Source organism: Streptomyces sp. NPDC004752 (assembly GCF_053601275.1).
Map to the genome: position 1 here is coordinate 14,700 of NZ_JBSGBN010000073.1, position 23,897 is coordinate 38,596.

A 23,897-nucleotide genomic window follows, 5' to 3' on the forward strand; every position below is an offset into this window, starting at 1 on the left:
TCAGCCTCGGGCCGCGGCGACGAGCCGCTGGCTGTAGGGGTGTTGGGGGTCTTCGAGGAGCTGGTCGGTCAGGGTGGACTCGACAATGTGGCCTTGGTGCATGACCAGGGTGCGTCGGCAGAGCAGTTCGACGACGGCGAAGTCGTGGGAGACGACGACGGCGGCGAGATGCAGCTCTTCGATCAGGTTTCGGACCAGGTCGAGGACACCGGCGGCGACGGAGGCGTCGAGTCCGGTGGTCGGCTCGTCGAGCAGCAGGATGGCCGGTGAGCTGGCGATGGCCTTGGCGATCTGCACCCGTTGGCGCATGCCGCCGGAGAAGGTGTGCACGGGGTCGTCGATACGTGCCTCGGGAATCTCGACTCGCTTGAGCAGATCCCGCACTCTGGCTCGGATGGTGTGGTAGCTGCGCTCCCCGGCGGCGGCGAGGGGTACGGCGACATTGCCGCCGGCGCTGAGCCGCAGGTCCAGGCCGCGCGCGGCGTCCTGGTGGACGAGGGCGAGCCGGCCGACACGTAGCGCCCGTCGCTGGGCCGGGGTGAGGCGGTACAGATCGGTGAGCTCGTGTGGTCCGCGGAGCAGGACCTGTCCTTCGTCGGGGGGCAGGTCACCGGTCAGGCAGCGCAGCACGGTGGACTTGCCGGAGCCGGACTCACCCACGATGCCGAGAGCTTCACCGGCGTTGACGGAGAACGAGATGGCTTGCGCCGCGATGAATGTGCCGTAGCGGACGAGCAGGTCACGCGTCTGGAGGACCGGGCCGGACCCGCCGGCTCGCTTCGTCTGCGGGGCGGTCGGCGTAGGAGCCGCCGTGCCGGTCGGCGAAGGAGCCGCCGTGCCGGTCGGCGAAGGAGCCGCCGTGGTGGGAAGCGCGTCAGGAGGGTTGCCGGTTTCGGCGGTGCGACGGTGGACCACCGGCCGGCCTGGAGCCGGGGCCGAGCGGGGACGCGAGCCGAGGTCGTGGTGCTCGGCGCACCAGTCGGTGTCGCTGCACATCCACCGTCCGCCGGCGCCGGTCGGGTCCGGGACTTCGACGAGGTAGCTGGTGTCGCTGCCGCAGCGGGCGCAGCGGCCGGGCAGGGATTCGACGGTGAATTCCAGGTCGTCGAAGGCGAGCGGTTCGACGCGGGTGTGCGGGGGGATCGCGTAGATGCGGCTTTCCCGGCCGGCGCCGAAGACGGTGAGTTGCTCGGCGTGATCCAGCTTGGTCAGGTCCCACTTGGGGATCGGGGACGGCGACATGATGTAACGGTCGTTGACGACGACGGGGTAGCCGCTGGTCCGGGTGGTGGTTCCCGACCGTACGATCTCCTCGTAGATGCTCACCCACATCAGTGCATAGTCCTGTTCGGCATGCATCCGAAGCGCTTCGTCCAGGCGTCGCTCCACGGTGCGCAGGGGCTCGGGAACCGGGACCTGTAGGACGAGCAGTTGGTCACTGCGCAGTGGTCGTTCCGGAATGCGGTGGCGGCTCTGGATCAGCGACGCGTCGCGGGTGCTGTTGGTGTCGGCCACGCCCGTGGTCTGCCTGATCAGCCGCCGCAGGTTCGCGGCGCTGACCGCGCCGTCGTCGCCCTGGTCGATGACTTTGACCACGTCGTCGGCTTCGATGACGCTCAGGCTGACTTGCAGACCGCCGCTGCCCCAGCCCCTGGGCACCGGCATTTCCCGTGCGGCGAAGGGAACTTGGTGCCCGGGAGTCGCCACGGCCTTGAGGGTCACGCGGCGGACGTCGCGCTTGGTGTCTTCGTCCAGCAGCGCGAAGGTGTCGGTCTGCGGGGTGCCGGCCAGCTGCTTGACGCTGGTACGGGGCGGGGTGACGGTGACGGCCGTATCGGTCATTGGGCGGATCCCGGAGTTGGTGTCGTGCTGCGGGCGCGCAACGCGGCCTTGAGGTCGGCCTTGGCGCGGAAGGTGACGTAGTGCGGCAGCTTGAGGTGCTCGATCAGGCCGTTGGCGTCCATGCCATCGGCGGTGCGCAGAATACGTTGCTCGAGTTCGGTGCGGCCGCGGTCGCGTTCGAGGATGATGTCCAGGCAGGCCATCGCCATCGCTTTGCGTTCGTTCTGGCCGAAGCACAGTCCGTAGCCGAGATCGAAGCGGCTGATGTCCTCGTCGGTGCGGTCGAGGTCTTCGACGGCTTCGGCTTCGGTGACGCGCACGTCGCCCAGGTGCACCGCACCGCCGGTGAGCGGGTTGGTCACCCGTACGGGCAGATACCCGGTCCGTAGTTCCCCGGCGAGGACGCTGTGGTCGGACTGGCCGGAGTTGAGATAGGTGGTGTACCAGTGCAGTACCAGGGCGGTGGTCTCGCCCCGGGCGAGCAGGGCCAGTCGGGCGGAACGGTCCGGTTCGAGGGTTCGCGGTCGGCGGGTGACATCGATCGGGTCGGGGTCTCCCGGTGCTGCCCGCGGCACCATCATGTCGTGGGCCTTGAGCAGCTCGTACAGCCGACCGGGGGGTGTGCTCTGGTCTGTCGCCGGTCCGTCCCCGGGGGCGGGGGCCGGATCCGCGCCGAGCCCGGCACCGGTACGGTGCTCGGCCGACTGATCACCGGTACGGTGCTCGGCCAGCTGATCACCGGTAGGGTGCTCGGTCGGCTGATCGGGCTGGTCGGCCGGTTCCGGGGCGGGCCCTGGCGGCTGGTCACGTTGGAGGATGCGGGGCATATAGTCACGCGTGCGACCGAGGATCTGCTGTCCAGGAGGTGTGCGGTAGGCCGGTACGACACGTCGCAGCGGCAGGAGTTCATCGGCGTCGACCGCGGGGGTCGTGCCCAGCCGCGGCAGACTGAGCCGGAACGAGCGCACCAGATAGGCGGCCTCGGTGCTGTCGCCTTCGGCCTGCCGGAACGCGCGAGCGGCGGTGGCCTCGTCCCACAGGCCCCCTTCGGACATGATCTGGTCGACGACGATCCGCAGCCGGCCGATGATCTGGTCCAGGTCCAGCGGCCGACTGAGGTCCTCGTGATGGCGTTGCGCGACCAGGCGGGCGGCGGCCTCGATAGCGGCCAGGCCGGGCGATTGGTAGGCCATCTCAGTACTCCTGCCAGGTGATGGTGCTGCTTCGGGGAAGTCCCAGGACCTGCCCGTCCCCGTCGAACAGCCACAGGTCGATCCCCGTCGGAGGGTGACTGCAACTCTCCTGCCGATCACGCAGGATCGTCTGAAGGCCGCTCGCCCCGGCATCGACCGCGACGGTGCGGCGGCCGGCGACACCGGGGCCGCTGATGCACAGCCGTACGGCGCCCGCGTCGGGCGGGGTCGGGTGGATCGCGGTGACGCCAATGGCGGCGGACGCGCCCTGTTCGGGTGCGGCCGCGCTACCGCGGGCCAGCTCCAACAGCTCGCCGCCTTCCAAGGGGCGGGTGTAGGCGACGAGTTCGGCGCGGGCGGGGTCGGTGATCCGTGCCCCGGTGAGGTCGGCGATCTCCTGCGAGGCCGGTGTCATCAGACCGGGCAGGGCGATGGCGGTGCCGCGGGATGCGAGCGCCAGCGGCAGTCGGCAGGCGGGAGGAACGGGGGTGCGCAGAAAGCCGGGTGCGGGGAGCTGTTCCATGTGCCCGGGTTGCGACAGTGTGGCCAGCAGGACCCGGAAGGCGCGTCCGCTCCACGCCTGCAAGGGCGACTGCCGAGGGGCGAGCGGCACACGTGCATCTGAGGCTGTCGACATGCTCATCCGCCCAGCTCCTCGAATGCGACAGCGGTCGCCGAGATGTCGGCCATCTCCGCGGACCGCTGCGCGGAAAGCTCGCCCCGCGTTCTCGTGCACAGCTCCAGGACCCTGGCGCGGTGATCGCCTCCGGCGTAGAACGCCGCGTCGCAGACCGCGGCCGCGACGGTCGCTTCCGGGTCATCGCCCAGGCGCATGGCCCACCCGACGTGTTCACCTAGGCGCAGCCGGACTTCGGTGACCAGGACATCGCCCAGGTAGAAACGGCGCCGTTCGATGGGTTCGCGTACCTGCAACAGCACGGTGCCCAACTGTGGGCCGCTGAGCGTGGAAGCCTCCAGCTCACCCAGGCAGGCATCGGCGGCCTGGACAAGGGCGTCGCGGTCGGCGCGGGCGAGCAGGCCGACTCGGGTGTCCCGGTCACCGTCCGTGCTGGTCGGGGGCGGCGCAGAGGCGGCGGATGCGCCGGCGTCGGCTGTGGTGGTGGTTTCGGTATTAATGGTCAGCCGTCCTGTCGTACGAGTCGATCGAGTGGAACGGGGATGGCACTGCGCGGGCGGTTGGCGCTGCGCGGCCGGATGGCGCCGCCCGGCGGTTGGCGCTGCGCAGCCGAATGGCGCCGCGCAACCGGATAGCACTGCGCGGCCGGATGGCGTTTTCGAGGTCGCAGATGGCTGCCGCTGGAGCCGCCTGCGTGTCAGCACCCATACGCAGTCCGGCCCGGGACATCTCCTGGCTCACTTCCGCTGTGGCCACGACGACGTCACACAGATACATCCGCTCGTTCCTTGCCGGTGCCCGGAGCACCGGCGGGATCGTGTCGGTCTCGGGTCCGCGCGGCACGACTGGCGCGCCGGAAGCGGCGGTGCGCTCTACGGCTGCTCGTGCAACCGGTGACAGCTTTTCGGCCTGCGCAAGAAGGCTTGCCCGTTGCTCTCGGTCGATGGGATCTGACGAACATCGAGTGGCCTTCCTTGCCGAAGAGCCGCGCACGTCTGTCGATCTCGGTGATCGATCGACGACGCTACGCGCGGCCAAGTTCACCTGTCAACTTAAAAAGTTCTCTGAGAGGATTACCCGGGTGTTAACCAGCGAGTCGCCTTGACGTCAGGAACTCCCTCGTACGCTCTGTCGCCGTGAGAACCGCTGTAAGCCCAAACGAGACACCAAAGCGTCTCCGGTTGCGTGAGGCCAGGGTGACCGCGGCGTTGCTGGGGCCGGCTTTCGCCTTCCTGGTCGCGTTCGTCGTGCTGCCCGTCCTGGCCGTGGGCGCGCTGGCGATGCTGAACTTCGATCCGCTCAGCCAGGAGACGAGCTTCGCCGGTCTGGACAACTGGCGCCGGGTGTTGGCCAGTCGGGAGCTGTGGCAGGCGACTGGAAACACGCTCCTCTACACCGCGCTGACCGTGCCCACCGAGGTCGTAGTCGGCCTGCTGATCGCGCTCGCCATCCGAGCCGCGGGCCGTGGCGCCGGACTGTGGCGTACGGCCTACTTCGCGCCGACGGCGGCCACCATGGCCGCGATGTCAGTGGTCTGGCGGTGGCTTTTCTACCCGGATGTCGGCATCTTCGACGAGACGATCGGTCGGCTCGTCGGGCAGGACGGCTGGCTCGGGTCGACGACGCTGGCACTGCCCGCGGTCGCGATCGTCGGCAGCTGGGCGGGGATCGGGTCGTGCGTGGTGATGTTTCTCGCCGGCCTGTCGAACGTGCCCGCCCATCTGGAGGACGCCGCACGGCTCGACCGGGCCGGGGCCTGGCACCGGTTCTGGTCGGTGATCTGGCCCGCGATCGGACCGGCCACGACATTCGCGCTGGTCATCACGACACGTGACTCACTGCGCGTCTACGACCAGGTCCGCGTCATGACCGACGGCGGACCGCAACAGAGCACCAGCACCCTGTCGTTCGCCGCCTGGCAGCGAGGTGTGAGCTATCTCGACATCGGGGGCGGCTCCGTGATCAACGCGGTGCTGCTGGTGCTGGTCCTGATCACGGTAGCTCTGCAGCTGCGCCTCGGCGGGCGCCGCTGGGAAAAGGACGGTCGCCGATGAGCACGGCAACAATGCCCCGCAAGCGCCCACGGCTCACCCGCCGCCAGGCCACTGACAGCCGCGGCATATGGGTCCGCTGGAGCTTGCGCGCCGTGCTCGCCGCGGGGGCGGTGTTCATGCTGACCCCGTTCGCACTCATGGCACTGGCCGCGGTCACCCCGAACAAGCGGCTCAAGCCCGGGTCGGTGAGCTTGTCAGGCTTCACGCTGGACAACTTCCGGCAGGCATGGCATGACGTCGACTGGCCCGGCCTGTACCTGAACACGGTGCTCGTCGTCGCGGTGGTGTTCATGGCACAGGTGCTGACCTCGCTGCCGGCCGGCTACGCCCTGGCCCGGCTGAGGTTCCGCAACCGCGAGCTGTCGTTCTGGATGGTCATGCTGTGTCTGGCGATACCGCCGCAGGTGACCGGGATCCCGGTGTTCTACGCCCTGTCCAAAGTGAACCTGCTGGACAGCTACACCTCACTGGTGCTGCCGAGCGTAGGCAGCGCGTTCGGAATCTTCCTCTTCCGCCAGTTCGTTCTCTCGCTCCCGCAGAGCGTCTTCGACGCAGCCCGGCTGGACCGGACCGGACCGGTCGCGATGGTGTGGCGCATCGTGCTGCCCAACGTCAGGCCCGCGCTGGCGGCGTTCGCCGTGTTCACCGTGGTGGGGCACTGGAACGATCTGTTCTGGCCCTCGGTGCTGCTGCGCTCCGACCGGGCGGCCACGGTGCCCTACGGCATCGCCCGCTACGCCTCGCCGGACAGCCTCAGCAGCTACGGCACGCAGATGGCCGCGGCGACGCTGGCCACACTGCCACTCCTGCTCTTCTTCCTCCTAGTCCAGCGCCAGTTGGTGCGCGGCATCGCCCTCACCAACGGCGGCGAATAGGCCTCTCTCCACCCAAGTGAAGGAAATCCCGATGAACGTCACGATATCCCGGCGGCGCGCCCTGATGGGTGCCCTCGCCGTTGCCGCCGCGGGCACGACCACCGCCTGCGGAAGCAGTAGCGGTACCGGTAACACCGATGCCAAGACGATCAACCTGCTCATCCCGACCGATCCCAAGATCGCCGGTAATGTCCAGGCCACCCTGGGGGCCGAGTTCACGCGCCGGACCGGCATCACGGTGAAGCTGGAGAAGGCGGGCGGGCCGTGGTGGCCCGATGTCGACACCCGGCTGCAGGCGGATCTCACCTCGGGCCACCGCCCCGACGTCGCGCTCGTGGGCACCAACTCGGTGCGCACCTACGCCGACAGCAAACTCGCCCAGCCCCTCGACGACCTCATGGCGCAGGCGAAGTTCGACGCCTCGCAGTACTCCTCGGCCCTGCTGGGCGTGGACAAGATGGACGGCCGCACGATGGGCGTCCCCTACTCCGTCAGCACGACCGTGCTCTACCTCAATGTGAACGCGCTGCGCAAAGCCGGACTCGATCCCGACCGGACACCGGCCACCTTCAGCGAGTTGAAGACGTACGCGGCTGAAGTCGTCAAGAGCAAGGCCGCCCGGTACGGAGTCGCCTGGCCCTACGACACCAACTCCAACTTCGGGCTGCAGAACATGCTCCGCTCCGCGGGCGGGTCACTGATGGACCAGGACGAGAAACATGTGACAGTCAACCAGCAGCCTGTGGTGCGGCTGTTGCAGTACTGGCGCGATCTCGTGGCGGACGGCACCAGCACCGTCATCACCTCGGCCGACCTGACCGCGGCCTTCATCCGCGGTGACATCGCCATGATGCTGCAGAGCTCGGCGCAGACCAGCGCCGTCGCCGACGGAGCCTCGTTCTCGGTCCGCACCGACCTCTCCCCCGTGCCCGGCGGCGGCCGCCGGCGCACACCGGCCGGTGGTGGGTCCGCGGTGATCCTCACCGAGAACGAGAAGGTGAAGCGCTCGGCCTGGCGGGTGATCCAGGAACTGATCGGGCCGTCCGGGCAGACACAGCTGGTGAAGACGACCGGCTACACATCGGCCAACCAGCAAGCACTCACCGATTCCCGCTATCTGAAGAACTACCTGGACCGTGACCCGCTGCGGGCCGCCGGTACCAACGCGATCAAGACGCTGGTGCCCTGGTATCAGTTCCCCGGCTCGAACGCGGAGGAGGCGCAGGACCGGCTCAAGGACGCGGTTGTCGCGGCGCTGAGCGGCACCAAGCCGGTTCAGCGGGCGCTGGACGAAGCAGCACAGTCCATCACCAGCCTTGTCACCCGGTGAAGTGGGTGTGTCCATGAGCATGACCACGGTGAGAGCCGAACAGGCAAGGCAGGCGGCGGCCCCCGGCCGGTCGGTCGGCGTCGCGGGGATCACAAAGGTGTACCCCGGCGGCAGGCACGCACTCGACGGTATAGAGCTGGCCGTGGAGCCGGGCACGTTTGTCGTCCTGCTCGGCCCCTCGGGATGCGGAAAGACAACCCTGTTGCGCTGTATCGCCGGCCTCGAACGGATCTCCGGAGGCCGGATGATGATCGGCGGCGAGGACATGACCCACCGCGAACCGGGTGACCGGGGTGTCGCGATGGTCTTCCAGAACTATGCCCTCTACCCGACCAAGACCGTACTGGAGAACATCGAATATCCCTTGCGCATGGCCAAGGTTTCCCGCCAGGACCGCCGTCGGCGTGCGCGCGCCATGGCAGACCTGCTACGCCTTGGTCCAGTGACGGGATCGCGGCCCGCCCAGTTGTCCGGCGGTCAGCGGCAGCGCGTCGGTATCGGACGGGCGCTGGTACGCGAACCCAACGTGCTGCTGATGGACGAGCCGCTGTCCAATATCGACGCCGAGTTGCGCGGTGAGCTGAGGACGGAGATCCGGCGCCTGCAGCGCCACAGCGGTGCGACGACGTTCTATGTCACGCACGACCAGGCCGAAGCCCTCGCCCTCGCGGACCGGCTCGTGGTGATGCGCGACGGGCGGATCGAGCAGGACGGCCCGCCCGAGCAGGTCTACCAGCAGCCGGCCACCCGGTTCGTCGCCTCCTTCCTCGGCAGCATGAACATCCTCGACCTGACCGGGTCGCACACCGTCCTGCCCACGCAACCGCACGCCGCGCTCGCCGACGACCGGCTTGGTTGTTTCGGTGTCCGGCCGGAAGACCTCCGAGTGGTGGCGGGGTCCGAGGACGCCACCGGCGCGGACCTCGTGCTGCACGGCACGGTCGAGGAGAACGAACTGCTGGGCCGGGAACGGCTCGTGCACTTCCGTACCGGCGATGAACAGCGCGTCCGGGTGCGCATGCCCGCCCAACAGGCGGTGCCCGCCGAGATCACGGTCGTGGCGAATACCGCGGACATCCACCTCTTCGACATCGCGGGCCGACGGCTCCCCGACACACTGCCACCATCGAGCGGATCCCTCTAGACGTTGCGTGTGTCTCCGTCCAGCCAGGCATCACCAGACCGAGACACACGCCCCGTGCTTGACCACACGTACCGCGCTCATCATCGAATGAGGAACAGCACATGTCATTCTGGTTGGAAACTCGCATGCACCGGGCCGCCCCGGCTGTGATCGGACACCGGGGCGCACCCGAGCTGGCGATCGAGAACAGTGCACGCTCCTTCGAACTGGCACTATCTGCCGGTGCCGATATCCTCGAAACCGATGTCCAGCTGACCGTCGACGGCCACATCGTCTGCTTTCATGACGACGATTTCCGCCGCCTGTGCGGAAAGTCGGAGCGCATGGACGCGGTGTCACTGTCCGATGCTCGCGAAATCTTCCCGAGCATACTCGAATTCAATGACTTCCTCGCCCTGACGGGCACCTCCCCGATTATCGTGGACGTGAAGTTTGCCGGGCGTCGCGAGATCGATCGGTTCGTCGAAGCGGTCGAAAATCACGGCGCTCTGGAACGCAGCCTGTTTTCGGCTTACACGCCGTCCATTGCGGCACTGATCCGGGACCGTTCTCCGGAAGCGGGCATCGGAACGTTCTTCCCCGGTGGCGCCGATGCCATGGCGACCGCACGCGCTGTCGGCGCGCGGTGGATACGCGTGCTGCCGAGGGACTATGAGCCCGGCGTCCTGGACAATCTTCGTGCCGCAGGGTTCTCGACGATCGCAGTCGCCGCGCCGCTGTCAAGTTTCGGCACCCCAACCGACCGGCCCGCCCTCGAACAGCTCGCTGCGCTGGGCATCGACGCCATCATCACCGACAAGCCCGAACTCGCGGCCGAGGTGTTCAAGGGATGATCTTCCCGGGCGGTGCGCGGATGCCTGTTCGACCCAACACACATAGGAAACATAGGAGTTGATCACGGATGCACGGAAAAGCACGCGTGAACGGCGCGCTGCACGCCTACCAAGAAGTGGGCGATCACGACGCACCTCCCATCATCCTTCTCCACGGCGGGCGGGGTAATTCAGATGTTCCCGGGACATTCGCCGCATTTCAGTCACTCGGCGACGAATTCCGTGTGATCGCTTACCAGCGGCGCGGCCTCGGCGAATCCGAAACCAGGGAACCGCTGACTGTTGATCAGCTGGTGGAGGATCTTGAGTCCTTGCGGTCAGCACTGGTCGGATCGTCCCCGGCGACGCTCATCGGGATATCGTTCGGCGCGCAACTCGCCATGATGCACGCCCTGCGGTACCAAGGGAGTGTTTCCCGACTCGTCCTCATCGGCGGCACAGCCAGTGACGAATTCGTGGACCTGGCGCTCGCCCATTACGAAAAGCGTGCACACCAAGCACCGATGGCCACCCGGGACATGGTCGAAAGATTTCTCCGCGGGCGACTCGTGAGCGACACCGAGCACCGGATGATCATGTTTGCCATGAGCCGGCTGTACAACGAGAACACATCGGCCGAGGCAGCGCTCAGGTCGGCGCTCATGAACCCTGTCAACACGGACCTTCACGCGCGTCTGTATCTCGGAAAGTCCTACGACATACGCGATCGGCTCCCGTCATTGCGCATTCCTGCACTGGTTATGTGCGGGGAGGACGACTGGGTCACGCCGCCCGCCTGCTCCGCCGAAATCGCCGACCTGATCGAAAGCTCAGAACTCGTGGTGATGCCAAAATTGGGCCACACCGTGCAAAACCAGGCGAACGAGGAAGTCATTGGCCGCATCCGAACGTTCCTGACGGGGGACAAATAGCGCGTCCGTAGAAGCAAGCAACGGGCCGGCGCACGGGCCGGCAGGACCCTACGTGTACGCACCGAACTGCTCGGCAGCGACAGGTTGGTAGACTTTGGGGTCGCCGGTCATCGGGTAGGCACACGCCAGTCGACTGGAGCCCTCGTGCCGTCCGATGGAGCCCCCGTGCCGTCCGAGTGGTCGCGCGGGTGCCTCGTGCGCCGATACGAATCTTCGACGAAGGGGAAGCACCCTGTGGCTACCGCCACGTATCTACGGCTCGCCGATGAGCTCGCGGACGCGATGAAGGATGCGCCCCCCGGAACTCGGCTCCCCTCGGAAAACGAGTTGGCAGCCCAGCATCAAGTGAGTCGTCTGACCTCGCGAATGGCGCTTGAGGAGTTGCAGCGCCGACACCTGGTGTCCCGGACACGCGGCTCAGGCACCTACGTAGCCAGGCGACTTGAGTACACCGTGAGTGACAAGGGGAGCCCGAGCTGGACGGAGACGGTGAAGCAGGCGGGAGGAAAGCCTGAAATCAGCGTTCTCAGCGTCGAGACGATGCATGCCCCGGCCTCTCTGCGCGAGACGCTGCGCCTCACGGAAAACACTCAGGTCGTCAAGCTGGTTCGACTGGGAAAGATCGACGGCATCCCGGCGAACTACAACACCATGTACTTTCCCGCCGACCTCGCTCCAGGGTTCAGCGATCTGCTCTCCAATGGAGGGTCCACGCACAAGCTGATGGTCGCTCTTGGTTTTGCACCGAGACGGCTGTGGATGAGCGCTGAACTCGAAGTGGTCGACGAGGAAGCCGGTCGGCATCTACTGCTCGATGGTCGTCCTCTCGTATGGCGCTTTCGAAGCTGCCTCGTCGACACAAAGACCGGCCGCAGAGTCGAGACCGCCGACGGCTGGACCCGACCCGACGTTCTACGAGTGAAATATGAGCTAGGAGACACCGAATGACCACCCTGGTTCAGAATCGGGTGGCCGTCGCGGTCTCGATCCCAACGTCGACAACCCCCAGGGCTTCGGCGTAGTCGCGTGACCTCCGTTTCGTGATCATGTGAGTCCGAGGAGGGCGAGAGGTCGGCTGGCATCGCAGGCGTTGCGCCGGAGGCCGGCGGCGATGCTGCTCTTCCCGGCGAGGCGAAGGGCGCCGATGGCGAGGTTGCGCCAGGTCCCCATGGCGCGGGGTGCGGAGCCGGTTCGCAGCTGGGAGGCGTCATCGGCGAACGTCACGTCTCGGACATGGTGCAGGGCTTCGATCTTCCAGTGGCTGCGGATCAGCCGAGCAAGCTCGGCGGGTGTGGTCTGTTCCGCAGTGAGGCTGCACGGACGGCGGGGCGTCGGTGATCCACTCACCCACGGCCGGCGGGAAGGCGCTCCGGCCAGAACCGCCCACGCGGTCAGCGCAAGCATGACGACCAGAGCGTGCCGTACGCCGCGCGGATCGCGAGGGTCGGGCACCTCGGCCAGACGCTCCGGCAGGCCCGGGATCTCCCCGGGTACGGCCCCGGGTTGCTCGCGGAGTTGGTCAAAGGCAAGCGGGATCGGCGATGACGCGTCGGCAGGCGCGGTTCATTCGCCCCCGGTGTCCTCGGCCTCCCAGCGAAGCAGGTCGCCCGGCTGGCACTTGAGCACCTCGCAGAGCGCGGCGAGCGTCGCAAAGCGCACCGCCTTGGCGCGGCCGTTCTTGAGTACCGCCAGGTTGGCGGGCGTGATCCCTACGCGGTCCGCGAGTTCGCCCACGGACATCTTCCGCCTGGCCAGCATCACGTCGATGTCGACGGCGATCGGCATCAGATCACCTCGTCCAGCTCGGCCTGCATCTGCGCCGCTTCGACGTCGCGGGCGACGGCCTGGGCGAGCAGCATCCGCAGCACGAGCACGATGAGCGCGACTCCCAGGATGGCCACGCCGATCCCGCCCATGATGAGGGTGACGCCCGGGTCGTCCCGCTGGCCGGGCGCATTCAGGGCCGTGACCGCGAACCACACGAGAGCAGCCGCAACGATCGCGCCGATGATGACGTCCACGTACCGGAAGGCGGCGTGGGAGAACACGGTTCCGCGTCGCACCATCGTTACCAGTCGCCATACACAGACCAGGGCGACCTGGGCCGTCCCGATGCCCAGGATCGTGATCACGCGCAGCGGGGTCAGTGGGAGCGACCCGTCCTCCGGGTCACTCCCACTGACCAACGCCCACACCATCAATGCCTGTACGAACACGGTGCCGGTGAGCACCACCACGAGCACGGCGCGCAGCGCGCGCACTGTCAGCGTTCCCATGACCCATCTTTCCATCGAGCTACGATGGGAATCTATCGAATCTCGATAGGTTAAGCAAAGGCTGGGTCGGAGAGTGGGCGGCGGTTTCGCACCCTGGCGGGATGCCGCCGCCCCCTCCTGCGGCATGGCGCGATGCGAAGGCGCCCTGCGGCTTCCCCCGGGGGATGCGGTTGCGGGCGGGTTGTATGTGCCGGACCTGATTGTCAGTGATCAGAGGTCGGCCAGTCTCCGGCGCAGGAAGGCCCGTTCCCGCTCGTTGTCGACGAACGCGAGCGCGGCCCGGTAGGCCGCGGCCGCCTCGGCAGTGCGACCGAGTCTGCGCAGCAGATCCGCCCGCGCCGCCGGGAGCGGGTGGTAGCCCCGCAATGCGTCGGCGTTCAGCGCGTCCAATGCCGCGAGACCAGCCTCTGGGCCGTCGCGCATCGCCACGGCCACCGCCCGGTTGAGCTCGACCACCGGCGATGGAGACACCCGCAACAGCACGTCGTAGAGCGCCACGACCTGCGGCCAGTCGGTCGTGGCGACGTCGGCGGCCTCAGCGTGCACGGCCGCGATCGCCGCCTGCAGTGCGTACGGGCCGGAGCGAGGCCCGCGCAGGGCGGCGACGACCAGGTCGCGGCCCTCGCTGATGCGGTCGGCGTCCCACAGAGCGCGGTCCTGGTCCGCCAGCGGCACCAGTTCCCCCGCCGCGTCGACGCGGGCAGCGCGGCGGGCGTCGACCAGCAGCAGCAGCGCGAGCAGTCCGCTCACCTCGGGTTCGGCGGGCAACAGCCGGTGCAGGATACGTGCCAGCCGGACCGCCTCGTCGGTGAGGTCGGCGCGCACCAGGTCCTCGCCCGCGCTGGCGGCGTAGCCCTCCGTGAAGATCAGGTAGACCACCCGCAGCACACCGGGAATACGCCCGGCCAGCTCGTCCGCCTCGGGCACACGGAAGGAGATCCGCGCGGCGCGGATCTTGCGCTTGGCCCGCACGATCCGCTGCGCCATGGTGGCCTCCGGCACCAGAAAGGCCCGCGCCACCTCGGGTGTGGACAGCCCCGCGAGGCACCGGAGCGTCAGCGCGACCTGGGCCTCGACCGCCAGTGCGGGATGGCAGCAGGTGAAGAACAGGCGCAGCCGTTCGTCGGGGACGTCGTCGCTCTCCCGCTCGGGCACCGCGGGGACGAGTTGCCGCGCCTCGACGTGCATGATCGCGAGTCGCTCGGCGTAGGCCCTGTCCCGCCGCAAGCGGTCGACGGCCTTGCGCCGCGCGGTGGTGAGCAACCAGGCCACGGGGGTCGTCGGCACCCCGTCGACGGGCCAGCGCTCCAGCGCGGCCTCGACGGCCTCGGACGCTGCGTCCTCGGCGAGGTCGAGGTCACCGAACTGGCGCACGAGCATGGCGAGCAGCCGGCCCCGCTCCTCACGAAACACCGCCTCGACCACGCCGGCTGCTCGCCCGCCGGTCATGACAGGTCGAGGACCTGGATCGGGCGCACCTCGACCCGTCCGGCGCGGGCCCCGGGGCAGCGGGCAGCCCAGTCGATCGCGGCATCCAGATCGGGGAGGTCGAGGATGTAGTAGCCGCCCAGATACTCCCGGGTCTCGGCAAAGGGCCCGTCGGTGACCATGCGCTCCCCGTTCTTGCCCACCTGGACGGAGGTGGCGGTCTCGAAGGAGTCCAGCACATTGCTGTCAACCATGACCCCGGCGTCGTACACGGCCTTGTGGTACGCCATGAACGCCTCCATGAGGCCCTGGTCGGCTTCGGCCGTCGAGGGCTCGGCATCCTGAGTGCCGATGATAAGCAGCATGTACTTCACGGTGAACTCCTCTTTCGTCGTTCGTCGGGTTCGTGCGTTGCCCATGGTGCGGCAACACCGGGATGACGAATGGCGAGGCCGCGGATCGACAACCCGCCAGAAGAATTTTCAGGCCCGCGCGATCGGCCCCACGCAGCCAGGCTCTTCCTGCTGTGTCAGATTGCCTGGGAGAGACGTCGGACGCCTTCCTCGATCTGGTCGGCGGAGACCTGCCCGTAGGTGAGGCGGAGGTAGGCGCCGTCGGGTTCGGCGGGGAACCAGGGGGTGCCGGGGGAGACGAGGACTCCGGCTGCCAGTGCGCGTGCGGCGAGGACGTCGGCATCGGTGCCGTCCGGAAACCTGACCCATACGTGCATACCGCCCCGGGGCACACATGTGACGTGCACTGCGGGCAGGTGGACAGTGAGGGCCCGCAGGAGGGTGTCACGGCGGTCGTTGAGCTGACGGGACACGACGCGCAGGTGGCGGGGCAAGGCGGTGGAGGTGAGGAAGTCGAGCGCGGCGGCTTGCAGGGGGCCCGAGACATAGAGGTCGTCTAGGACCTTGGCCGCGCGCAGCCGGGCGAGGGCCGGCCCTCGGGCGGCGAGCGCGGCCACGCGCAGGCCGGGGGCGATGGACTTGGTGAGGGAACGCACATGCACGATGTGCCCGTTCTCGTCGGCGGACATGAGCGTCGCCGGCACGGGGGTGTCGATGGCCAGATCCCGGGCGTAGTCGTCCTCGATGACGAACACGGAGTGCCGTGTCGCGGCGTCGAGGAGTTGGGTGCGGCGTTCGGGGGCCAGGGTGGTTCCGGTGGGGTTGGCGAACAGGGGCTGGACGACCACAAGGTGAGCCCCGGTGCGGGTCAAGGCGTCGTCGAGCAGGTCGGTACGCATTCCGTGAGCGTCGGTGGGGACGGGTACGACCTCAAGGCCGTGGGTGCGGGCGATGGAGATCGCGCCGAGATAGGCAGGGCTTTCCATGAGGATGGGCCGGCCGGGACGGGCCAGGGCGCGGATGGCGATCGACAGGGCGCTCTGTCCGCCGGCGGTGACGACGACCTCGTCGTGGGAAACGCCGCCGATCGCGCGGGCGAACCATCGCCGCAATGCCTCCTCGCCGTCGACGGGTGAGCGTCCCCACACCCCCGGGCGGCGTCCGGCGCGGGCGAGTGAGGCACCCAGCGCCCGGGTCGGGATGGTCTCCTCGTCCAGATAGCCGCCCGACAACCGAATCGTGCCCGCTGGAGGGTCGGTCACCAGGTCCAGTGCGCGCACCGCTGCGTCGGGGGTCCGCCCGCCGAGCACGGCCTGCTGCCAGGCGGTGTCCCGAGGTGCCGGGGCTCGGCGGGCGGCGACGAACGTACCGGCGGCCGGGCGGACTTCCACGAGCCCCGCGGCAGCCAACTCCCGGGTCACGGCCTGCACCGTCGCAGGCGACACCCGGTATTCACGTTGCAGCGTACGCACCGTCGGCAAGCGCGTCCCCGCCGGCTCGCGTGCGGCCATCTCATGCAGCGCCGCCAGTAGCACAGCTCGGCTGCTATCGTTTTCCATGAAGGATAAGAGTAACGCAACTGAACATACTGCGGTTTCGGGTAACAGTTCGCCGCGTGCAACGACGACAGCCTGGGTGCTGGGCGGGCTGGGGGTGCTGGCATTCAGTCTGTCGCTGCCGGCCAACAAGATCGCCGTCACGGGTATCGACGCGGTCGGGATCACGATGTGGCGGGCGGCGATCGCCGGCGTCCTGGCCGGTGTCCATCTGCTGGCGGTGCGGGCGCCGGTCCCGCGCGGGGCTGCCGCCGCACGCCTGGCGGTGTCCGGCCTCGGTGTCGTAGGCGGATTCCCGTTGCTGTCCTCTCTCGCGCTGCAGTCGATCGACTCGGGACGAGCGGCAGTCATCCTCGGGCTGCTGCCGGCGGTCACCGCGATGTTCGCCCAGGTGATCGGGGACGAGCGACTCTCGGCCGGCTTCTGGGCGGCATCCCTGGCCGGGATCGCCGTGCTCACCACCTATCTGGTGTTGACCCGGCCCGGTGCGGCGACCACCGGATTCGGCTGGGGAGACCTGGCCATGCTGGGAGCCACCGTGTGCTCCGGCTTCGGGTATGCGCTCGGAGCCGGAGAGGCCAAGAGCATCGGCGGCGCCCGCAGTATCTCCTGGACGCTTGTCCTGCTGCTGCCGCTGTCGATCCCGGCCGCGTGCATCGCCTCCCTGACCGACACCTACGACCTGAGACCCTCGGTGATCCTCGGAATGGCCTACATCGCCGTCGTCTCCCAACTGCTGGGATTCTTCGCCTGGTACGGCGGCCTGGCCCGCGGCGGCATCGGCCGCGTCGGCCAGATCCAGCAGGTTCAGCCGATCCTCACCCTCGTCGCCTCCGCCGCACTCCTGGGCGAACCCCTCGCAGCCGACACCTACCTCGTCGGCGTCGCCATCGCCGCACTCGTGTGGCTCGCCCAGCGCACCCGTGCCACGGCCACGCCTGCTGCCTCCCGGCCCGGGCTCCCGCCTCCATACGTCGTCCCGGATGAACTGGACCGCGAGAGCAACAGATCATGACCGGCATGGCAGGTCGGCCGCTCTTCCGGCGGCTTCGGCAAGCGCCCCGGCGCCGGTCCTCAGCCGCAGCTGAGCCGGCCGGCAGCAACCTTGGCCGTGAGGACCCGGTGCACGGCGGCGGCGACCTTGGCACGGAAGGAGGCGTCCGTCGCCATCCGGGACTGGATCGCCTGTGCCATCGCCGGCACGGTGGACGGCTGGACCGTGAGGATCATGTCACCCCCGGCGTTGACGAAGTTCACCGCCCGCTGGGCCGGGGTGTAGGAGCGGACCGCGACGGCCTTCCCGAGGTCGTCGGAGATGACCACGCCCTGGAAACCGAGCCGGCTGCGCAGCAGCGAACCGATGACCGTCGGGGAGAACACCGCCAGATGCCCCGCGTCGATCTTGGTGTATTTCGCCAGGGAGACCATCACGAACGGCGACCCGGCCTCGATCCCGCTGCGGAACGGCGTGAGGCTCGAACTGGAGGCGGTCGTCACCGAGTCGACGACGTTCGCCGTGGTGTCGGTGTTGCCGATCACCCGGCCCAGCCCGGGAAAGTGCTTGACGGTGGTCATGACCCCGGCCTTGCGGAAGCCGGCCGCGAAGGCGCCGCTGTGCGAGGTCACGGTGCCGGGCGTGTGGCCGTACTCGCGGTGGTAATGGCCGATGGGGCCGTTGCGGGTACCGAGGCTCGCGGGCACCACGTCGGCGACCGGGGCGAGGTTGAGATCGAGGCCGGCCGCCCTGAGCTGCCGCGCCCATCCCTCCGCACGGTCGCGCAGCGTCGTGGTGCTCCAGGTGCCCTGGGTCAGGGCGGCGGGGATGGCCGAGAAGCCGGGGCCGTTGAGCACCTGGACCTGGCCGCCTTCCTGATCGGTCGCCACGATCATTCCGACCCGCCGCCCGGCGACCGTGTCCGCCTGCCCGCGCACCCCATCGACCACCTTCTTCGTGGCCACGGTCCCGGCGGAGCTGCGCCCGGTCAGCATGACGGACCCCACGTGGTAGGCGCGCAGGGTATGCAGGTCCGTGGTGCTGGGGCGGGTGGCGGCGACGCCGCCCATGAACAACTGCCCGACGCGCTGCGCCTGGGTCATCGCCGTATAGACCCGGTCGGCGCAGGTGGTGGCCGTCGAGCGGGCCGGGGCGGCGGAGCCCGACGTGTGAGCGGCGCCCGCGGCCGCCGCCGACGCGGTGCACGCGCTCGCGGCAAGCAGGGTGGTGACGAGTCCAACGCCGGCACGCAGGGCGGGGGAACGGCCGCCGGTGCGCTGTCGGACGGGTATGACCATGGTGCGCTCCTGACTCATGAAGAGTGCTGGCCGTGCTGGACCGGCGAGCCGCCGCCCGGCAGCGGGTCGTAAGCCGCCCGCACTCGCCGCGGTCCCACACGCTACGCCGAACGGGTGAGGTGTGCGCGCTGTGCGCGGCGCGGACGGGCCGCCGCCGTGGTGTCGGCAGTGCCCGGCGGCGGTGCCCTGACGGCGGCGGCTCGGGGCGGGGTGGGGCGGGTGAGGTGGGTCCGGTCAGCCCAGTGATGCGCTTGCCGCACGCAGCTCGTCCAGGGCGGCCAGGATGTACCCGGCGAACTCGTCCTTGGCATCGCGGTCACCCTCGGACCATTCGGCGTACCCGCGTTTGAAGGCGAGGACGCCCAGCTCGCCCGCGAGGGCCGCGGTCGGATCCGGCACACCGCGGGCGACGAGAGCGGTTGTCATCGCGGCCGCGAGGCTGACGCTCTTGAGGGCGTCACGCTCCTGAAGCTCGGCGCTGGCGGCGACGGCCGCCTTGAGGCGAGGAGCGAGCTCCCGATTCATGGGGCCCATCGCCGTCGAGGCCCGCTTGAGACCGGCAGCGACCGCCTCGAGCGGGCTGGCGTCACCGGGCGCCTCGGCGATCCCCTCGGTCAGCAGTCGGCTCAGCGTCTCCTGTCCGGCCACCAGCAGCTCGCGCTTGTCGGGGAAGTGCCGGAAGAAGGTGCTCTTGGTGACCCCGGCGCGTTCGGCGATCTGCGCGACCGTCGTGGCGTCGTACCCCTGCTCGGTGAACAGATCGACGGCAGCCACGACTAGGCGTTCACGCGCTCCCGGTTCCCATCGACCCATGATCTCCATCCTAGGCGATGGGACTCTTGTCCCATCACTCGGCTACAGTGATGGGACAAGAGTCCCATCACTTTGCGGGAGTGTTTCCATGCGCGTTTTCGTCACCGGTGGCACCGGCCTGATCGGGTCCGCCGTCGTCGCCGAACTCCTCGGCAATGGCCACACCGTCCTCACGCTCGCCCGCTCCGAAGCGTCGGCACGGGCCGCCGAGGCGGCCGGCGCCGAGCCGCTCCGGGGAGCCCTCGCCGACCTCGACACCCTTCGCACCGGCGTCACTCGGACCGACGGGGTGATCCACCTCGCATTCGGCAATGACTTCAGCAGCCCCGAGGCCCTCGCACAGTCGGTCGCCGAGGAAACTGCCGCCCTGGAGACCCTCGGCGAGCGACTCGTCGGCAGCGACCGCCCCTTCGTCACCGTCTCGGGCACGCCCCAGGCGCCGGGCCGCGCCTCCATCGAGGCCGACCCGGTGCCGACCGACGGGCCGGTCGGTGGTCGCGGTCGCGCGGTCACGGCGGTCCTGGGCCTTGCCTCGCGCGGGGTCCGGAGCACGGCCGTACGCCTGCCGCGCACGGTGCACAACCAGGGCACGGGCGGGTTCGCCGGTCTGCTGACCGACATCGCACGCCGAACCGGGGTGTCCGGCTACCCGGGCGACGGCGCACAGCGCTGGCCGGCCGTGCACGCACTGGACGCGGCCGTCCTCTTCCGGCTCGCCCTGGAGCAGGCGGAAGCCGGTACCTCCTGGCACGCCGTGGCCGACGAGGGAGACGAAGTACGTGACATCGCGGCGGTCATCGGCCGACGGCTGGGCCTGCCGGTCGAGTCGGTGCCGACGGAGACCTACGGCCCCCTCGGTCCCATCTTCGCGACCGACCAGCCCTCGTCCAGCACCCACACCCGGCAGGCGCTCGGCTGGCAGCCGAAACACCCCAGCCTTCTGGAGGACCTGGCGAACATCCAGCCCTGACCAGCGGGGAAGACCAGGCAGGCTCGCTGCCAGCACCCGGGCCTGGCCCCAACGGCTCGGCCTTTGTGGTCTACCAAGACCGTTCTTCCATGCCTCCGCTGCCGACAATCAGCTTGGTGATTCGCTCTTCGTCAAGCCTCTGTGCGGTGATCGCGGCGGGGGGCAGCTCGCAGGTCGGGGTGCCGATGACGACGAGTGTCATTCCGGCCGCGAGTACGGCTTCGGCTCCCACCGCCGAGTCCTCGAATCCGTAGGAGAGTTCCGGCTCCGCGCCGACGTGCTCGCACGCCGTCAGGTAGACCGCCGGGTCCGGTTTCGCCGCGCCCGCCTCCGCTGCCGTGCAGACCGTTTCGAAGGCATCGAGAAGGCCCGCGTGATCCAGCATCAGCTTGACGACTTCGGCAGGGCCGTTGGAGGCGACTGCGAGCGGCATGTGCCGATGAAGCTCCCCGATCAGGGTGGTGGCGCCGGGCAACGAGGGTGGCGGTGCGTCGTCGACGATCGCACTCAGCCTGTCGGCGATGATTCCTTGCAGCTCCTGGACGGGAGCACCGGTCAGTCTGGAGATGATCGCTGCTCCGCTCACCACGGAACTCCCGAGAAGACTGTGCTGCTCCGATGGCTTGAGCTGGTAGCCGAACGCCTCGGCCGACGTGCTGAAGGCTTGCGCCCATGCTGCCGTGCTGTCGATGAGCAGGCCGTCGCAGTCGAAGACCGCAGCCTTTGTTCTCACGGTTTTCAGTTCATGCTCCCGACGAGCGTCTTGGTATAGGGGTGGGTGGGTGCCGAAAGAACTTCGACGGTGGCGCCCTGCTCGACGATTCGACCTCCCTGCATCACGATCAGGCGATCGGTGAGATGCTGAACGACGGCCAGATCATGAGAAATCAGCACAAAGCACAGCCGGTCGGCGTTCATGATGTCGAGAAAGAGGTTGATGATCTGCGCCTGCACCGACAGGTCGAGAGCAGACGTGGGCTCATCCGCGATGAGCAGCCCGGGACCGGTCGCCAGCGCACGTGCGATGGCGACCCGCTGACACTGTCCGCCGCTGAGCCGCCCCGGACGCCGACTGCCGACCGAACGGTTCATGCCCACCCTGGTGAGCAGTTCCTCCGCCACGGCCGCCGCTTCCTTTGCAGGCAGACGCCGTGTCACGCGAGCGGCTTCGGCCACCGAACTCTGCGCCGTGAGATGAGGCGTCAACGAGGCGAATGGGTCTTGCTGTATGAGCTGCACTCGCCGGCGGAGGGATTCGGAGCGCCGTACATCGGCCCATGGCCGACCGTTCACGGTCACGCCGGCGGAGTGGATCAGGCCGACGAGCAGCTTGGCGAGGGTGCTCTTACCGCTGCCGGACTCTCCGACGATTCCGAGGCGTTCATGTGACGAAACCCGCAGATCGATGTCGTGGAGTACCTGACGTCGCGCGTATGCGAAGTCCAGGTGGTGCGCATGGACTTCGAGCGGTCCGTCCTCTTCCGGAGGAGTCATGACGCCGTCCCTGTGCGCGTTCGCGTGAACTCGGGCTTGTGTTCCGGCTGTTCCCCGTAGCAGGCGACGGTCCGGTCTGCTGCGGGTGCCGTGATCTTCGGCGGCTGTGAGACGCAGATCTCGCGAGCCAGGGAGCAGCGGGGTGCGAACGGGCAACCGGTGCCGTGCCCGCCCGGCTGCGGCGGCCCGCCGGGAAGGGTGGGTATCCGCGATCCTGGGGTGGTGCGCTGTGGCTGGGCACTGAGCAGCGCACGTGTATAGGGATGCCGTGGGTCATCGAGCAGTCGGCGAGTGGGCGCGGCCTCGATGGAGCGTCCCGCGTAAATGACGACGGTCGTGTCTGTCGCCGCCGCGATCGCGCCCAGGTCGTGGGAGACCATGAGGAGCGCGAGGCGCTGTTCCTGGCGCAGTTCGTTCAGCAGATTGAGGATGCTCATGCGGACGGACGCGTCCAGGGCGGTCGTCGGTTCGTCGGCCACCAGGATTTTCGGACGTGTGGCCAGCGCCAGCGCGATCATCACTCGTTGCCGCATGCCCCCGGACAGTTCGTGTGCGCGGGCGTCGAGAAGTTCGCGGGTCGGCTCAAGTCGTACCGACTCAAGCAGCCGCAGGGACGTCTGTGCGACATCCGCCCGTCGGTCCGCGAGGGATACGGCTTCGGCGAGTTGCGCGCGAACACGCCGAAGGGGATTGAGGCTCGACATGCTCGCCTGGGGGACGAGAGTGATGCTTCGGCCCTGCCATCGACGCCATGCGCGGTCGTCGGCGTGCGTCAGGTCGTTGTCCTCGATACGGAGGGAGCCGCTGGTGATCCGGCCTCCGGAGCGACGCAGCAGACCTGTTGCGGTCCGGACGGTCATGGTCTTGCCCGATCCGGTTTCACCGACCAGGCCGACTGCTTGGCCTTCGTGCAGTTCGAGGGAGACTCCGCTCAGTATGTCGACGTCGCCGACTTGAACATGGACATCATCGAGGGCGAGTAGCGGTCTGGTCATCGTTTGGTCCTCGCGTCGAACGAGTCGGAGATCAGGCCGAAGCCGATGCCGAGGGCGAGGATCGCAAGGCCGGGGATGATGGACACCCACCATGCGACCGGGAGCAGCGCGATACCTTGCTGCATCATCTGCCCGAGTTCCGGGGTCGGTTCCTGGACGCCGACGCCGAGGAGCGCCAGTGCCGCAAGGGCGGACATGGTCGAAACAGCATGGGTGGCGGCGTACGAGATGTTCGCCGGCAGCATCGCCGGTCCGATGTGGCGGAGCAGGATGCGCGGATAGCTGTATCCCATGAGGCGCGCGGCGATGACCGACTCGCGCTTCCTCCACAGCAGGGCCTGGGACAGGGTCAGAGTGGCGTACGGTGCCCAGCCCGCGATGACGAGAGCGATCACCACGGCGACGGCACCGGCGGGCGCTCCGAGGATCACCTGCTTGGTACCGACTGCGGCCACGATCCCCAGGACGAGCACAAGGTAGGGGATGGCGTTCAGCGCGTCGATCAAGCGGAGCGCGATGCTGCGAAGTGTCTTCGGGAGCGCCGAGACGACCAGGCCGACGGTCGTGCCCACGCAGGACGCGGCGAGCACACTGACTGTCGTCAGCACCAGGTCGATCCGACCGGCGTAGAAAAGTCGTACGAAGATGTCGCGGCCCAATTGGTCGGTGCCCAGAAGGTGGGCGGCCGACGGCGGTTGCATGGGTGTTCCCACCGCGGTCGGACTGACCGAATCCAGGACGGGGACCACGACGCAGGCCAATGCGATCACGAGAATGAGCGAGATACCGATCCACCGTTCGGTGCGCATCATGAGCGCACCGGTGCGTCTGCGGCGCCCCCTCGATCGCGTAGTACTCGTGGTGCTCGTAGTGCTCGTAGGCGTTGTCTCCAGCGTCGGCG

At 68.5% G+C, this 23,897-nt stretch carries 25 protein-coding genes; 9 read left to right on the forward strand and 16 right to left on the reverse strand.

What is annotated here, in order from left to right:
* Genes ACWEKM_RS27390 through ACWEKM_RS27405 form a run of 4 tightly spaced genes read right to left on the reverse strand, consistent with a single transcriptional unit; the run spans window position 1 to window position 4,376 of the window.
* Window positions 1-1,842, reverse strand: coding sequence for an alpha-D-ribose 1-methylphosphonate 5-phosphate C-P-lyase PhnJ (locus tag ACWEKM_RS27390; protein ID WP_451623902.1), 1,842 nt, complete (start codon window positions 1,840-1,842; stop codon window positions 1-3).
* Entirely contained in the window at window positions 1,839-3,035 is a 1,197-nt protein-coding gene (locus tag ACWEKM_RS27395; RefSeq protein ID WP_451623903.1) for a carbon-phosphorus lyase complex subunit PhnI, read from the reverse strand. Before ACWEKM_RS27395 ends, ACWEKM_RS27390 begins: the two co-directional genes overlap by 4 nt.
* 1 nt (window position 3,036) lies before the next feature.
* Window positions 3,037-3,678 (reverse strand): phosphonate C-P lyase system protein PhnH, encoded by a 642-nt coding sequence (locus ACWEKM_RS27400; RefSeq protein WP_451623904.1) that lies wholly within the window; start codon window positions 3,676-3,678, stop codon window positions 3,037-3,039.
* The gene (locus tag ACWEKM_RS27405) at window positions 3,675-4,376 is read right to left on the reverse strand and encodes a phosphonate C-P lyase system protein PhnG (RefSeq protein WP_451623905.1); all 702 of its coding nucleotides are present in this window, start codon (window positions 4,374-4,376) and stop codon (window positions 3,675-3,677) included. Before ACWEKM_RS27405 ends, ACWEKM_RS27400 begins: the two co-directional genes overlap by 4 nt.
* Window positions 4,377-4,853: 477 nt before the next feature.
* On the opposite strand from ACWEKM_RS27405, the gene ACWEKM_RS27410 reads away from it, so the two are divergent.
* The 7 genes from ACWEKM_RS27410 to ACWEKM_RS27440 all read left to right on the forward strand — a co-directional run bounded on the left by ACWEKM_RS27410 (window position 4,854) and on the right by ACWEKM_RS27440 (window position 11,767).
* A complete protein-coding gene (locus ACWEKM_RS27410) occupies window positions 4,854-5,726 on the forward strand; it encodes a carbohydrate ABC transporter permease (protein ID WP_451623906.1) in 873 nt (290 codons plus the stop codon).
* Window positions 5,723-6,601, forward strand: a complete 879-nt coding sequence (locus tag ACWEKM_RS27415; RefSeq protein ID WP_451623907.1) for a carbohydrate ABC transporter permease — start codon at window positions 5,723-5,725, stop codon at window positions 6,599-6,601. The genes ACWEKM_RS27410 and ACWEKM_RS27415 overlap by 4 nt, the downstream gene beginning before the upstream one ends.
* A gap of 31 nt (window positions 6,602-6,632) precedes the next feature.
* The gene (locus ACWEKM_RS27420) at window positions 6,633-7,931 is read left to right on the forward strand and encodes an ABC transporter substrate-binding protein (protein WP_451623908.1); all 1,299 of its coding nucleotides are present in this window, start codon (window positions 6,633-6,635) and stop codon (window positions 7,929-7,931) included.
* Window positions 7,932-7,950: 19 nt separating this feature from the next.
* Window positions 7,951-9,075: an ABC transporter ATP-binding protein gene (locus ACWEKM_RS27425; RefSeq protein WP_451623909.1), complete on the forward strand. Its 1,125-nt coding sequence runs from the start codon at window positions 7,951-7,953 to the stop codon at window positions 9,073-9,075.
* 101 nt (window positions 9,076-9,176) lie between these two features.
* Entirely contained in the window at window positions 9,177-9,908 is a 732-nt protein-coding gene (locus tag ACWEKM_RS27430) for a glycerophosphodiester phosphodiesterase (protein WP_451623910.1), read from the forward strand.
* 86 nt (window positions 9,909-9,994) lie between these two features.
* Window positions 9,995-10,819 (forward strand): alpha/beta fold hydrolase, encoded by an 825-nt coding sequence (locus ACWEKM_RS27435; protein WP_451623911.1) that lies wholly within the window; start codon window positions 9,995-9,997, stop codon window positions 10,817-10,819.
* Between the two features lie 234 nt (window positions 10,820-11,053).
* Entirely contained in the window at window positions 11,054-11,767 is a 714-nt protein-coding gene (locus ACWEKM_RS27440) for a GntR family transcriptional regulator (protein WP_451623912.1), read from the forward strand.
* A 96-nt stretch (window positions 11,768-11,863) separates the two neighbouring features.
* Here ACWEKM_RS27440 and ACWEKM_RS27445 read toward each other — a convergent pair whose 3' ends face one another.
* From ACWEKM_RS27445 to ACWEKM_RS27470, 6 genes are all read right to left on the reverse strand, one after another.
* On the reverse strand, window positions 11,864-12,043 hold the full coding sequence (locus ACWEKM_RS27445) for a hypothetical protein (RefSeq protein ID WP_451623913.1): 180 nt from the start codon (window positions 12,041-12,043) through the stop codon (window positions 11,864-11,866).
* Between the two features lie 339 nt (window positions 12,044-12,382).
* Window positions 12,383-12,604: a helix-turn-helix domain-containing protein gene (locus ACWEKM_RS27450; protein WP_451623914.1), complete on the reverse strand. Its 222-nt coding sequence runs from the start codon at window positions 12,602-12,604 to the stop codon at window positions 12,383-12,385.
* Window positions 12,604-13,095, reverse strand: a complete 492-nt coding sequence (locus tag ACWEKM_RS27455) for a DUF2975 domain-containing protein (RefSeq protein ID WP_451623915.1) — start codon at window positions 13,093-13,095, stop codon at window positions 12,604-12,606. Before ACWEKM_RS27455 ends, ACWEKM_RS27450 begins: the two co-directional genes overlap by 1 nt.
* Before the next feature lie 210 nt (window positions 13,096-13,305).
* Window positions 13,306-14,544 carry an RNA polymerase sigma factor gene (locus tag ACWEKM_RS27460; RefSeq protein WP_451623916.1) on the reverse strand — a complete coding sequence of 413 codons (1,239 nt, stop codon included), beginning with the start codon at window positions 14,542-14,544 and terminating at the stop codon, window positions 13,306-13,308.
* Window positions 14,541-14,888, reverse strand: a complete 348-nt coding sequence (locus ACWEKM_RS27465) for a YciI family protein (protein ID WP_451623917.1) — start codon at window positions 14,886-14,888, stop codon at window positions 14,541-14,543. Before ACWEKM_RS27465 ends, ACWEKM_RS27460 begins: the two co-directional genes overlap by 4 nt.
* A gap of 164 nt (window positions 14,889-15,052) precedes the next feature.
* Window positions 15,053-16,435 carry an aminotransferase-like domain-containing protein gene (locus ACWEKM_RS27470; protein ID WP_451623918.1) on the reverse strand — a complete coding sequence of 461 codons (1,383 nt, stop codon included), beginning with the start codon at window positions 16,433-16,435 and terminating at the stop codon, window positions 15,053-15,055.
* 76 nt (window positions 16,436-16,511) lie between these two features.
* Here ACWEKM_RS27470 and ACWEKM_RS27475 point away from each other — a divergent pair, with 76 nt between their 5' ends.
* On the forward strand, window positions 16,512-17,447 hold the full coding sequence (locus tag ACWEKM_RS27475) for a DMT family transporter (protein WP_451623919.1): 936 nt from the start codon (window positions 16,512-16,514) through the stop codon (window positions 17,445-17,447).
* A gap of 59 nt (window positions 17,448-17,506) precedes the next feature.
* On the opposite strand, the gene ACWEKM_RS27480 is transcribed toward ACWEKM_RS27475, so the two are convergent.
* The gene (locus ACWEKM_RS27480; protein ID WP_451623920.1) at window positions 17,507-18,724 is read right to left on the reverse strand and encodes a glycoside hydrolase family 3 N-terminal domain-containing protein; all 1,218 of its coding nucleotides are present in this window, start codon (window positions 18,722-18,724) and stop codon (window positions 17,507-17,509) included.
* 234 nt (window positions 18,725-18,958) lie between these two features.
* A complete protein-coding gene (locus ACWEKM_RS27485) occupies window positions 18,959-19,537 on the reverse strand; it encodes a TetR/AcrR family transcriptional regulator (protein ID WP_451623921.1) in 579 nt (192 codons plus the stop codon).
* A gap of 88 nt (window positions 19,538-19,625) precedes the next feature.
* Here ACWEKM_RS27485 and ACWEKM_RS27490 point away from each other — a divergent pair, with 88 nt between their 5' ends.
* The gene (locus tag ACWEKM_RS27490) at window positions 19,626-20,507 is read left to right on the forward strand and encodes an SDR family oxidoreductase (RefSeq protein ID WP_451623922.1); all 882 of its coding nucleotides are present in this window, start codon (window positions 19,626-19,628) and stop codon (window positions 20,505-20,507) included.
* 70 nt (window positions 20,508-20,577) lie between these two features.
* Here the strand turns inward: ACWEKM_RS27490 and ACWEKM_RS27495 are convergent, their stop codons facing one another.
* The 4 genes from ACWEKM_RS27495 to ACWEKM_RS27510 are packed head-to-tail and all read right to left on the reverse strand — an operon-like array spanning window position 20,578 to window position 23,808.
* The gene (locus ACWEKM_RS27495; protein WP_451623923.1) at window positions 20,578-21,240 is read right to left on the reverse strand and encodes an HAD family hydrolase; all 663 of its coding nucleotides are present in this window, start codon (window positions 21,238-21,240) and stop codon (window positions 20,578-20,580) included.
* A gap of 5 nt (window positions 21,241-21,245) precedes the next feature.
* The gene (locus ACWEKM_RS27500; RefSeq protein WP_451623924.1) at window positions 21,246-22,001 is read right to left on the reverse strand and encodes an ABC transporter ATP-binding protein; all 756 of its coding nucleotides are present in this window, start codon (window positions 21,999-22,001) and stop codon (window positions 21,246-21,248) included.
* Window positions 21,998-22,996, reverse strand: coding sequence for an ABC transporter ATP-binding protein (locus tag ACWEKM_RS27505; RefSeq protein WP_451623925.1), 999 nt, complete (start codon window positions 22,994-22,996; stop codon window positions 21,998-22,000). The genes ACWEKM_RS27500 and ACWEKM_RS27505 overlap by 4 nt, the downstream gene beginning before the upstream one ends.
* Window positions 22,993-23,808: an ABC transporter permease gene (locus tag ACWEKM_RS27510; RefSeq protein WP_451623926.1), complete on the reverse strand. Its 816-nt coding sequence runs from the start codon at window positions 23,806-23,808 to the stop codon at window positions 22,993-22,995. Before ACWEKM_RS27510 ends, ACWEKM_RS27505 begins: the two co-directional genes overlap by 4 nt.
* Window positions 23,809-23,897: the final 89 nt, after the last annotated feature.